Source organism: Streptosporangium sp. NPDC053982, from assembly GCF_055585205.1.
Map to the genome: position 1 here is coordinate 144,146 of NZ_JBVJKQ010000010.1, position 10,799 is coordinate 154,944.

Genomic DNA, 10,799 nt, shown 5'->3' on the forward strand with positions numbered 1-10,799 from the left:
CCCGCTCCGGCGGGCCTCAGTCGGCCGAGACGTCGTCCAGCGCCTCCCTGATCTCCAGCGGCAGCGTCAGCTCCTCGGATTGGAGCGCTCCGGCGAGCTGGGCGGAGGTCCGGGCGCCGACGATGGCCGCGACGACCCCCGGCTGGTCGCGCACCCAGGACAGCGCGACCGAGAGCGGCGAGACGCCCAGGCCCTCGGCCGCGGTCGCCACCGACTCCACGACCCGGCGCGACCGCTCGTCGAGGTACGGCTTGACGAAGTCGGCGAAGTGCGGGGTCGCCGCCCGGGAGTCGGCGGGGACGCCCGTGCGGTACTTGCCGGTCAGGACGCCTCTGCCGAGCGGGGACCAGGCCAGCACGCCGGCGCCCGAGTGCTCGGCCGCCGGGATCAGCTCCCGCTCGGCGTCCCTGGCCAGCAGGGAGTACTCGACCTGCGCCGCGACGATCGGCGCCCGGCCGTGGACCGCCCGCTGCCCGGCCGCGGCCGCCGCCAGCTGCCAGCTCGTGTAGTCGCACACCCCCGCGTACGCCGCCCGCCCGGACGCCACGATGGTGTCCACCGCGGCCAGGGTCTCCTCCAGCGGCACCTCCGGGTCGAAGGCGTGCAGCTGCCACAGGTCCACCTCGTCCACGCCGAGACGGGCCAGCGAGGCGTCGGCGGCGGCGATCAGGTGCCGTCTGGAGGCGTCCCGGGGCCGGCGGCCGGCCGGGGTGAGCACCGCCTTGGTGGACAGCACCAGCCGCGACCGCGGCACCGTGTCGCGGAGCAGCCGCCCCAGCAGCTTCTCGGCCTCGCCGCCGGTGTAGACGTCCGCGGTGTCGATGAGCGTGCCCCCGGCCTCGGCGAAGGCGCGGAGCTGGGCCGCGGCCTCCTCGGCGGCGGTGTCGCTCCCCCACGTCATCGTCCCCAGTCCGAGGCGGGAGACCGACAGCCCGCTCCGGCCCACATAGCGCTGCTCCATGATCCGGCCAGGTTACCGTCCGGCCAGTTAAAAGTAGTGGAGCACCGCCTGCAAGACTTGGCCGCGTGACGACCCTGCTGCTGGCCAGACACGGCCTCACCCACCTCACCGGCCCGGTGCTGGCCGGATGGACCCCCGGAGTCCACCTCAGCGACAGGGGCCGAGAACAGGCCGGGGCGCTGGCCTCCCGGCTCTCGGCCCTGGAGCTCGACGCGATCGTCTCGAGTCCCCTGGAACGCTGCCAGGAGACGGCCCTGGCGGTCGCCGCCGGCCGGGAGACGCCGGTGCGGACCGACGAGCGGTTCGGCGAGTGCCGCTACGGCGACTGGACCGGGCGCCCGCTCGGCGAGCTCGCCAAGGACCCGCTCTGGCCGGTCGTGCAGAACCACCCCAGCGCCGTCACCTTCCCCGGCGGCGAGTCCCTCGCGGCGGTCCAGCACCGCGCGGTGAGCGCCGTCAGGGAGTGGAACGAGCGGCTGGGCCCGAAGGCCGTCTACCTCGTCTGCAGCCACGGGGACGTCATCAAGGCGATCGTGGCCGACGCCATGGGGCTCCACCTGGACCAGTTCCAGCGGATATCCGCCGACCCGGCGTCGCTCACCGCGATCCGCTACACCCCCATGCGTCCCTTCGTGCTCAGGCTCAACGACCTCGGGGGAGACGTGGCCGGCCTGCGGCCCCCGGAGGGCGCGGACGACGCCGGCGGAGGAGAAAACCCGTCCGGAAGCGACGCCGCCGTCGGCGGCGGAGCCGGAACGACGTAAGGTCAGGACTATGCCGGTCTTCGACTACGACCCGCCCGACAGATTCGTGGCCGGTGCCGTTGGGCAGCCGGGGTCACGCGCCTTCTTCCTCCAGGCCAGGGCACAGGGCAGACTGACCACCGTCTCCCTGGAGAAATTCCAGGTCACGGCCCTGGCCGATCGCCTGGACGAGCTTCTCGACGAGGTGCTGCGGCGCAGCGGGGGCACCGCGGAGGTGCCCGCCGCCGCGCCGCTCGCGCTCACCGACAACGACCCGCTCGACATGCCCATCAGCGAGGACTTCCGGGTCGGCACGATGGCGCTCGCCTGGGACGCCGACGCCTCCATGGTGGTCATCGAGGCCCAGGAGGTCACCGCCGAGGGCGCCGAGGGCGAGGTGTTCGAGGAGGAACTCGCCGAGCCGGCCCTGCTGAGGGTGCACATCACCCCCGGTGCGGCCCGCGCGTTCAGCAAGCGCGCCCTGGCCCTCGTCGCGGCCGGGCGGCCGCCGTGCCCGCTGTGCGGCCAGCCTCTCGACGCCGAGGGGCATATCTGCGTGCGTCTCAACGGTTATCGGGGTAGGAGCGTTTCACCGGGCGAGGGAGGCGAATGAGTGCCGAGAGCGAGCCTGCGCTGAGCGCGGCGTCCACGGCGGGAATGGACGACGAGACCGCGCTGCGTCTGCTCCGCGAGGGGCATATGGAGATCGCCGGGCGGCTGGTCGAGGCGACCAACATGACGCTCTACTGTTCGATCCGGCACGGCGGGCTGACCGCCGCCTGCGTCTACAAGCCCGTGCGGGGGGAGCGTCCCCTGTGGGACTTCCCCGACGGCACCCTGGCGGCCCGCGAGGTGGCCGCCTTCGAGGTGTCGGCGGCGACCGGCTGGCGGATCGTGCCGCCGACCGTCTACCGCGAGGGCCCCTTCGGCCCCGGCATGTGCCAGCTGTGGGTCGACGCCGACCCCGAGGCCGACCTGATGGCGCTGATCCGCGGACGCCAGCCGGCCCTGCGCCGGATGGCCGTCTTCGACGCCGTCATCAACAACGCCGACCGCAAGGGCGGGCACCTGCTCCCGCTGCCCGACGGGCACGTCTACGGCGTCGACCACGGCGTCTGCTTCTCCACCGACGACAAGCTGCGCACCGTGCTGTGGCAGTGGCGCGGCAAGCCCCTGTCGCGCGAGGCCATGAACGTCCTGGCCCGCCTGGAGCGCGACCTGGAGCAGGGCCGCCTCGGCCGCCGGCTGCGTGAGCTGCTCACCCTCGCCGAGGTCGAGGCCACCTGGGTCAGGGTCCGCAGGCTCCTCGACACCGGCCTGCACCCGCTGCCCTCCCAGGACTGGCCCGCCATCCCCTGGCCCCCCATCTGACGCCGCCCGATGCCGCCCCGGCCGGAATGAGCCGGTGCGTCACCGCGGTTGACATCATTGCCCTTTGTGTGTCCACCGCCCCGAGGCGATCGGGGCGGTCTGTCTGCTGGATAGGTTCGTCATATGAAATCGTGGTCTGCGCCGAAGGTCCCTCCGCTCCCCGGTGCCGGTGTCCCGTTGCGGCTGTTCGACACCGCCGCGGGAGAGGTCGTCCCCACCCGGCCGGGCCCCACGGCGCGGATGTACGTCTGCGGCATCACGCCCTACGACGCGACCCACCTCGGCCACGCCAACACCTATCTCGCCTTCGACATGGTCAACCGCGTCTGGCGGGACGGCGGGCACGAGGTGCACTTCACCCAGAACACCACCGACGTGGACGACCCGCTGCTGGAGCGCGCCGAGAAGACCGGCGTCGACTGGCGTGACCTGGCCGAGCGGGAGATCCGGCTGTTCCGCACCGACATGGAGGCGCTGCGGATCATCCCGCCGCGCGAGTACGTCGCCGTGACCGAGGCGATCGGCCAGGTCGTCGAGCTCATCGAGACCCTGCGCGACAAGGGCGCCGCCTACGACCTCGACGGCGACGTCTACTTCGACGTCGCCGCCGCCCCCAAGTTCGGCGCCGTCTCCGGGTACTCCGAGGAGACGATGCTGGCCCTGTCCGCCGAGCGGGGCGGCGATCCCGGCCGGGCGGGCAAGAAGCACCCCCTCGACTGGCTGCTCTGGCGCGCCGAGCGTCCCGGCGAGCCCTCGTGGCCCTCGCCGTTCGGGCCGGGCCGGCCGGGCTGGCACATCGAGTGCACCGCGATCGCGCTGGACAACCTCGGCAGCGGTTTCGACGTCGCGGGCGGCGGCTCCGACCTGATCTTCCCGCACCACGAGTGCGGCGCCCACGAGGGGCACGTCGCCTGCGGCGAGTGGCCCTTCGCCAGGGCGTACGTCCACGCGGGGATGGTCGCCCTCGACGGCGAGAAGATGTCCAAGTCCAAGGGCAACCTCGTGTTCGTCTCGCGGCTGCGCGAGGAGACCGACCCGATGGCCATCCGGCTGGCCCTGCTGGCCCGCCACTACCGCGCCGACTGGGAGTGGACCGCCGGCCAGCTCGCGGACGCCGAGGCCCGGCTGGCCCGCTGGCGCTCGGCCGCGGCGCTGCCCGCCGGTCCGGACGCCCTGGCCCTGCTCGGCGAGGTCCGCGCCCGCCTGGCCGACGACCTCGACACCCCCGGGGCGCTCGCCGCGGTCGACGCCTGGGTGGAGGAGGCCCTGGCGGGCGGCGGGGCCGAGCCGCAGGCGCCCGCCCTGGTCCGCGACCTCGCCGACGCCCTGCTGGGCGTCGCCCTCTGAAGCCGCCTCGCCGGCCGGCCGGGCTGACACCGGCCTCGCCGGTCCCGCGCGCGGACGCCGCGCGGGACCGGGGCGGTCAGAATCGGTAGCGGAGAATGCGGGCCCCTTGCCGCGACAAGGCCGTACTGCGGGCGGTGAGACGGGTGAGCGCGCGTAGGGGTTGCGGGAACCGGGCCACTTCCGGTGCGCGGGTGAGGATCTGCTCCTCGATCAGTTCGAGGCCGGCGTCCCAGGACTCCGGTTCGTGCGGGTCGTCGAAGCCCTGGGCGGCTTTGATGCCGAGCGCCTTGATGGTCGGGTGGTACTTCATGGCCCAGGCGGCGAAGCGGGTGTAGCCGTTGAGCGCGAGCTCGCCCGAAGGGAAACGGCCGGCCAGCGCGCGGGTCATCGCCTGGAAGGAGTCGCCGGGCATGAAGGGGAGCAGCCCCTCGGCGACGATCATCGCCGGCCGGTCACCGGGGATGGCCGTGAGCCAGTCGGAGCGGGTGAGGTCGGCTCCGACCAGGTAGGAACGGCCGGGCAGACATCCGGCCCGCAGGTGCACCACTTCCGGGAAGTCGATGTCGTACCAGTCGACGCCGGGCGGGGGATCACAGCGGAGCATCCTGGTGTCCAGGCCGCAGCCCAGGTCGAGCACCACGCATCCGGGGTGAGCGGCGACGTAGGCGCGGACGACACCGTCGAGCTTCTTGGCGCGCAGTGCCGTGGTGAGGACGAGGCTGGGTTTGACCCGCAGCCTGGCGAAGTCGTAATCGATCTTGCCGGCCAGATCGGCGGAGAACGTGTCGCCGAGGATCGGGCTGGGCCGCCCGGCGTCCAGGGCTCTGGCGTGGAGGGTGAGCAGCAGCGTTTCCTGGATCAGCCCGAGCTCGGGTCGCCAGCGGTGCATGGGGATTCCTCAACGGCGTAGCGGATGACGGGCCGCGAGGTTCTGCAGCCACGTCAGGGAGTCGTGGGCGGCCTTGATGCGCTCGGTGCGGTGTCCCTCGCCGCCCGCGATGCCGAACCCTTCGTCGGCGATCTCGCCGAACGCGCTCAGGCTTTCGAGCTTGCGCTGGATGACCTTCTGCCAGGCGTCGTCTTCGATGCGGTAGTAGGAGACGCGATCGCCGGGTCTTCTCACCTTCTTGACCAGGCCGATGGCCGTGAGAAACCGCATGTTCGAGGTGAGCGAGGCCCGGCTGGCCTGGATGACCTCCGAGATCTGCCCGGCGGACTGCTCGGCCGGATCGCAGATCATGAGCCAGCCGAGGATGCGTCCGGTGATGGGCGGCAGCCCCCACTCCTCGACGCAGAAGGCGGCCACCCGCTCCACCCAGCGGAGCAGCCGGTCCTGCTGTTCCTCAGTGCTCATCGTCGCATCCTCCGTTGTCGATCGCGTGCGGGTTCACTGTGTCATGGCGGCCACCGACTCGTAGGTGGGTGCCGGGGTGATGTCCGCGAGCCGGGTCCTGCGCAGGTAGAGGTCGAACCAGTCGATCGCGAGCGCCATCGCCTCCTCCAGGCCCGGACCGGTGTAGAGGCCGAGCACGTCGTAGGGCAGCACCGCGAGCCGCTTGGGCTCGCCCGCCTTGGCGAAGGCGCTTTGCGCCTCCTCGAGCATGTGGTACGGGTCCCAGCCGCCGTTGGCGATCATCAGCAGCGGCGTCGGCGCGAGCCGGTGGATGAGGTTCTCCGGTGCGAAGGTGAGCAGGTGCTCGGCTGAGTCGAGGGTCTTCTCGTTGCGATAGGCGGGAAACAGGTGGGTCGACATGTCCGGGGTGTCCTTCACGCTGTCGCCCTCCAGCGTCAGGTGCGGCACGCGGGCGCTCTGCCCGCCTTCGTAGCGCCGCTGCCAGTCCTGCTGCAGCCGGTCGCGCAGCGCGTGGACACCGGCACGACCCAGGAGGCGTTCCGTGTACCGCCATCCGTTCCACAGGCTGGGACTCTGCACCACGACGCACTTGATGCGCCGATCGAGCACGGCGGCCTGGGCCGCCACCGAGCCGCCGATGCTCACCCCCCACACCCCGATCCGCTCCGGCTGCACTTCGGGACGGGTCTGCAGGTAGGACACGGCGCTGCGGAAGTCCTCCACCTGCCGTTCCGGGTGGTCCAGGCCGCGCGGCTCGCCTTCGCTGGAGCCGACCGTGCGGTAGTCGATGGCCAGCACCGCGAAGCCGGCCTTGACGAAGTGCGGCGCGAAGAACGCCAGCGCCTCTTTGACCATCACCCCGCTGTGCCCGAGCACCAGCCCGGGGGCCGGGCCGCTCGTCTCGGGCAGGTAGAGATCGCCCGCGCAGCGGGTGCCGAGGCTGTTGAAGGTCACGTGTTCCATGGCCTGCTCCGTGCTTGTTGGCTAGTTATTTCAAACATGACTGAAATAGCTAGCAATGTCAATCCGGAAGGCTGCGTCCACGGAAGAGGGCTGCGCGCCGCTGGTCACCTCGGCGCATCGGCGGTGTCCACGAGTGACGGGGAACGAGCCTTCGCACGGTCCCCGCACGGCTCTCGCGTGGCGTGAACCTATTGCAGGATGGCTTTCAGGCCGCTCCCGGGGCACCACGGTCGAACGGGACGATCGTCGGCATGAACCACCGCACCTCGCCATCCGCCCTTTCCCTGACGTCCGTTCCGGCCGCCGGCTCGGGCCGGGGAGGGGCTGAGGGCGGCGAGCACCTGGTCGGCGAGGTCGCCGGGTTCGTGCTGTCGGGGGAGGACCCGCCGACCGTCTACGTCGGCGGGGACAACGCCTCTCTCCGGATCGTGCGCGAGATGGCCGCGCGGACCGGCCCGATCGACGTGGCGGTCCTCTTCGCGGGCGCGGCGCGGACCGCGCTGATCGACGGCCACCGCACGCTCACCGGCGCCCAGGCCGCCGAGGCGGCGGCCCTCCTCGGCGCCCGGCACGTGGTTCCGCTGCGCTTCGAGGGCTGGAGCCACTTCACCGAGGGCGGCGACGAACTGCGTGAGGCGTTCAGCCAGGCCGGACTCGCCGACCGGCTCACCCTGCTGAGCCCCGGCCGGAGCGCCGTCGTCGCCCTCTGATGCCGGAGAACGAGTCCGGGCCCGCACCGCCGAAGCGGTGCGGGCCCGGATGGAAGCCCATGGCCCCCTCAGGTCCTGTTCTCGTGGATCCTCACCGTGGTGAGGATCCACAGAAGCAGGGCCCAGACCGGTCGAGCGCGGTCAGCCCTGATTAGAGAGGCTGAACCTGCTCGGCCTGCGGGCCCTTCTGGCCCTGAGTGGTGACGAAGCTGACACGCTGGTTCTCCTCCAGGCTGCGGTAGCCGCTGGAGGCGATGGCCGAGTAGTGCACGAAGACGTCGGCGCTGCCGTCATCCGGCGCGATGAATCCGAAGCCCTTTTCGGCGTTGAACCACTTGACGGTGCCCTCAGACAAAACTTTTTCTCCTGATCTAGTCTCACCGATCCGTCAGGTGACGGCTCGGGGCTGCGCGGACCACCTCGTATCCGCCAGAATCACCGGAGAAAATGGGGCGCCCGTTGTCGGCGGCTTCCCGGAACACCTGAGCTGACAAACGTCGTCAAGCGTCATCAAGAACTGCGACTGCAACACCACAACTCTACATGCTCCCGGCGGCGAACGATACCGACACTCAGGAGGAGATCTCCTGCAGGAATCGTTCGCGCTCGTCATCGGGCAGGCGGTCGACGAACAGGACGCCGTCGAGATGGTCGGCCTCGTGCTGCAGGACCCGCGCGAGCGTGCCCAGACCGCGGAGGGTGACGGGCTTGCCGTACATGTCGCGCCCGCGGGCGGTGACCATGTAGGAACGCTCCAGCGGCCACCAGACGCCGGGCGCCGACAGGCACGCCTCGTCGGCCAGCACCGTTCGCTCGGACGCCTCGACGCGCGGGTTGACCAGGTGGCCGGACCGGCCGTCCACGTCGTAGACGAAGACCCGCAGCGGGACACCGATCTGCGGGGCGGCCAGGCCCGCCCGGCCGGCGCCTGCGCGCAGCGTGGCCTGGAGCGACTTGACCAGCTCCCGCAGGGACCGGTCGAAGGCGGTCACCGGCTCGGCGGCGGTGCGCAGGACGGGATCGGCGAACAGTCGGATCGGCTGGACGGCCACGCGCACTCCCCGGGGCGGCGAAACGACAGGCGGAAGGTCAGGCGGACGATTCCCGCTCCGGCGTCGTCTCAACCGCGGATCACCGGGTCCTCCCCGCGGTCCGCCGAACCCCCGCCGGTCGTCCTCTCCGCGCGCGCCCGGCATCCGGCTCCGGCCCGGCACGGCCCGCCGGGTGGCGGGCCCTACCGCCGCCGGGTTTCCGGGATGTTTCATCCGTGCGGCTCGTGCGTTGCGCATTTCCACGGTTAGCCGTATTTAACCGGCTCACTATCCCGAGTCACGAAAGTGAGTAACCAACCCTCCTAGGATGCTGGCTGATCTTGCCGGACGAACCGCGTCCGGCGGTCCGACAGGACAGAAGCGAGCAGGAGGAACGATGGCGAACCGCTGGATCGCCGAGTGGCGGCCCGACGACCCCGGGTTCTGGGCCGATAGGGGGCGGAGGATCGCGCGGCGCAACCTCGTCTTCTCGATCTTCGCCGAGCATCTCGGCTTCACACTCTGGACGGTGTGGAGCATCGTCGCCGTGCAGCTCGGCTCCTACCGGTTCTCCACCGACCAGCTCTTCTGGATCGTCTCCCTGCCCAACCTGGTGGGCTCGGCGCTGCGCCTTCCCTACACCTTCGGCCCGGCGAGGTTCGGCGGCCGGAACTTCACCGTGGTCAGCGTGCTGCTCCTGCTCGTCCCCGCGGTGTTGCTGGCCGTCGCGGTGAGCGACCCGGCCACGCCGTACTGGATGTTCCTGGTGATCGCGGCCACCGCGGGCCTGGGCGGCGGCAACTTCGCCTCCAGCATGGCCAACATCACCCACTTCTACCCCCAGGAACGGCAGGGCGCGGCGCTCGGCCTCAACGCGGCCGGCGGCAACATCGGCGTCAGCTCCGTCCAGCTCCTCATGCCCCTGGTGATCGGCGCCTTCGGGCTGGCCGCCGCCGGGCTGTTCTGGATCCCCTTCATCGTCGCCGCCGCGCTCGGCGCGTTCTTCTTCATGGACAACCTGTCGGCCGCCCGGGCCCCGGCGCGCGAGCAGCTGAGAATCGCCGGACGGGCCCAGACCTGGATCATGTCCCTCCTCTACATCGGTACCTTCGGCTCCTTCATCGGCTACTCCACCGCGCTGCCGCTCCTGATCAAGAGCCAGTTCCCGGAGCGGGCCTCCCTGGTCTGGCTGGCCTTCCTCGGCCCGCTCCTCGGCTCGCTGGTCCGCCCGGCCGGCGGGTGGCTGTCGGACCGGCTCGGCGGGGCACGGGTGACGCTCGTGAACTTCGCCGCGATGGCGGCGGCGGCCGCGCTGGTGTGGCAGGGCCTGGCCCGGCACGACTTCCTCCTGTTCTTCGGCGCCTACCTGCTCCTGGTCGCCGCCACCGGGGTCGGCAACGGCTCCACCTACCGGATGATCCCGGCGATCTTCCGGGCCAAGGCCACGGCGGGGCTCGCACCCGGGACCCCCGCCCACGAGGCCGCCCTGGCAGCCGGTCGGCGTGACGCCTCGGCCGCGGTCGGGATCATCTCCGCGATCGGCGCGTTCGGCGGCTTCTTCATCAACCGCGGGTTCGGCAGCTCGATCGCCGGGACCGGCGGCGCGGGCGCCGCGCTGGCCGCCTTCGCCGGCTTCTACGCGGTGTGCGCGCTGCTGACGTGGGCCTGCTACCTGCGGTCGGCCGGGCCGGTGACGGGCCTGGCCACCGCCCGGGTCTGAGCCGCCCACGGAGGGTTCACACCCGTCGATCGCCGATGTGAACCGCGTTGGCGGCTTGTAGCACACCAGTAACAGAGGGGACCCAGCGGTGAAACCGCCTGAAAGCACCATCGGACACATGACGATCTCACCCGCCGCTCCCGCGCCTGTGAGGGCGGATACCGCGAGGGGGCGCCGGTGTCTGGACTGAGGGGCGCCGCGAGGGGCGCCGGTGTCTGGACTGAGGGGCGCCGCGAGGGGCGCCGGTGTCTGGACTGAGGAACGCAGGAGCGGAGCGACGGAGTGACGAGGGAAGACACCGGATCCAGAGCCCCGAGCCGCGACACGCAGTGTCGCCATCAGCAGGGAGCGGAGCGGCGGAGTGACGAGGGAAGGCACCGGATCAAGAGCCCCGAGCCGCGACACGCAGTGTCGCCATCAGCAGGGAGCGGAGCGGCGGAGTGACGAGGGAAGACACCGGATCCAGAGCCCCGAGCCGCGACACGCAGTGTCGCCATCAGCAGGGAGCGGAGCGACGGAGTGACGAGGGAAGACACCGGATCCAGAGCCCCGAGCCGCGACACGCAGTGTCGCCATCAGCAGGGAGCGGAGCGGCGGAG

General features: G+C 71.5%; 12 protein-coding genes. 6 read left to right on the forward strand and 6 right to left on the reverse strand.

Features of this window, described 5'->3' with window-relative positions:
* Nucleotides 1-16: 16 nt before the first annotated feature.
* A complete protein-coding gene (locus tag ACZ6W9_RS19705; RefSeq protein WP_389968188.1) occupies nt 17-961 on the reverse strand; it encodes an aldo/keto reductase in 945 nt (314 codons plus the stop codon).
* A 65-nt stretch (nt 962-1,026) separates the two neighbouring features.
* On the opposite strand from ACZ6W9_RS19705, the gene ACZ6W9_RS19710 reads away from it, so the two are divergent.
* The 4 genes from ACZ6W9_RS19710 to mshC all read left to right on the forward strand — a co-directional run bounded on the left by ACZ6W9_RS19710 (nt 1,027) and on the right by mshC (nt 4,422).
* A complete protein-coding gene (locus ACZ6W9_RS19710; RefSeq protein WP_389968186.1) occupies nt 1,027-1,725 on the forward strand; it encodes a histidine phosphatase family protein in 699 nt (232 codons plus the stop codon).
* A 10-nt stretch (nt 1,726-1,735) separates the two neighbouring features.
* Entirely contained in the window at nt 1,736-2,317 is a 582-nt protein-coding gene (locus tag ACZ6W9_RS19715; protein ID WP_389968184.1) for a DUF3090 domain-containing protein, read from the forward strand.
* Entirely contained in the window at nt 2,314-3,075 is a 762-nt protein-coding gene (locus tag ACZ6W9_RS19720; RefSeq protein ID WP_362937164.1) for an SCO1664 family protein, read from the forward strand. The genes ACZ6W9_RS19715 and ACZ6W9_RS19720 overlap by 4 nt, the downstream gene beginning before the upstream one ends.
* 123 nt (nt 3,076-3,198) lie before the next feature.
* On the forward strand, nt 3,199-4,422 hold the full coding sequence (gene mshC / locus ACZ6W9_RS19725) for a cysteine--1-D-myo-inosityl 2-amino-2-deoxy-alpha-D-glucopyranoside ligase (protein WP_389968181.1): 1,224 nt from the start codon (nt 3,199-3,201) through the stop codon (nt 4,420-4,422).
* A gap of 76 nt (nt 4,423-4,498) precedes the next feature.
* On the opposite strand, the gene ACZ6W9_RS19730 is transcribed toward mshC, so the two are convergent.
* From ACZ6W9_RS19730 to ACZ6W9_RS19740, 3 genes are read right to left on the reverse strand one after another with little or no spacing between them, the layout of a single operon-like run.
* A complete protein-coding gene (locus tag ACZ6W9_RS19730; protein WP_470118952.1) occupies nt 4,499-5,311 on the reverse strand; it encodes a class I SAM-dependent methyltransferase in 813 nt (270 codons plus the stop codon).
* A gap of 9 nt (nt 5,312-5,320) precedes the next feature.
* Nucleotides 5,321-5,776 carry a GbsR/MarR family transcriptional regulator gene (locus tag ACZ6W9_RS19735; RefSeq protein ID WP_189249131.1) on the reverse strand — a complete coding sequence of 152 codons (456 nt, stop codon included), beginning with the start codon at nt 5,774-5,776 and terminating at the stop codon, nt 5,321-5,323.
* Between the two features lie 33 nt (nt 5,777-5,809).
* The gene (locus ACZ6W9_RS19740; protein ID WP_470118954.1) at nt 5,810-6,739 is read right to left on the reverse strand and encodes an alpha/beta hydrolase; all 930 of its coding nucleotides are present in this window, start codon (nt 6,737-6,739) and stop codon (nt 5,810-5,812) included.
* A gap of 182 nt (nt 6,740-6,921) precedes the next feature.
* On the opposite strand from ACZ6W9_RS19740, the gene ACZ6W9_RS19745 reads away from it, so the two are divergent.
* Nucleotides 6,922-7,449: an MBL fold metallo-hydrolase gene (locus ACZ6W9_RS19745; RefSeq protein WP_389968174.1), complete on the forward strand. Its 528-nt coding sequence runs from the start codon at nt 6,922-6,924 to the stop codon at nt 7,447-7,449.
* Between the two features lie 151 nt (nt 7,450-7,600).
* Here ACZ6W9_RS19745 and ACZ6W9_RS19750 read toward each other — a convergent pair whose 3' ends face one another.
* Together ACZ6W9_RS19750 and def are read right to left on the reverse strand one after the other, a co-directional pair.
* Nucleotides 7,601-7,804, reverse strand: a complete 204-nt coding sequence (locus tag ACZ6W9_RS19750) for a cold-shock protein (RefSeq protein WP_179828083.1) — start codon at nt 7,802-7,804, stop codon at nt 7,601-7,603.
* Nucleotides 7,805-8,021: 217 nt separating this feature from the next.
* Entirely contained in the window at nt 8,022-8,501 is a 480-nt protein-coding gene (def, locus tag ACZ6W9_RS19755) for a peptide deformylase (protein ID WP_362937184.1), read from the reverse strand.
* A 376-nt stretch (nt 8,502-8,877) separates the two neighbouring features.
* Between def and ACZ6W9_RS19760 the strand changes: the two genes are divergently transcribed.
* On the forward strand, nt 8,878-10,200 hold the full coding sequence (locus ACZ6W9_RS19760; RefSeq protein ID WP_389968171.1) for an MFS transporter: 1,323 nt from the start codon (nt 8,878-8,880) through the stop codon (nt 10,198-10,200).
* Nucleotides 10,201-10,799 lie beyond the last annotated feature (599 nt).

Bases quoted from the DNA above. Each gene is read 5' to 3' on its own strand.
- mshC (WP_389968181.1), top strand. From the start codon at position 3,199: ATGAAATCGTGGTCTGCGCCGAAGGTCCCTCCGCTCCCCGGTGCCGGT.
- ACZ6W9_RS19735 (WP_189249131.1), bottom strand. From the start codon at position 5,776: ATGAGCACTGAGGAACAGCAGGACCGGCTGCTCCGCTGGGTGGAGCGG.
- ACZ6W9_RS19720 (WP_362937164.1), top strand. From the start codon at position 2,314: ATGAGTGCCGAGAGCGAGCCTGCGCTGAGCGCGGCGTCCACGGCGGGA.
- ACZ6W9_RS19730 (WP_470118952.1), bottom strand. From the start codon at position 5,311: ATGCACCGCTGGCGACCCGAGCTCGGGCTGATCCAGGAAACGCTGCTG.
- ACZ6W9_RS19760 (WP_389968171.1), top strand. From the start codon at position 8,878: ATGGCGAACCGCTGGATCGCCGAGTGGCGGCCCGACGACCCCGGGTTC.
- ACZ6W9_RS19715 (WP_389968184.1), top strand. From the start codon at position 1,736: ATGCCGGTCTTCGACTACGACCCGCCCGACAGATTCGTGGCCGGTGCC.
- ACZ6W9_RS19705 (WP_389968188.1), bottom strand. From the start codon at position 961: ATGGAGCAGCGCTATGTGGGCCGGAGCGGGCTGTCGGTCTCCCGCCTC.
- ACZ6W9_RS19740 (WP_470118954.1), bottom strand. From the start codon at position 6,739: ATGGAACACGTGACCTTCAACAGCCTCGGCACCCGCTGCGCGGGCGAT.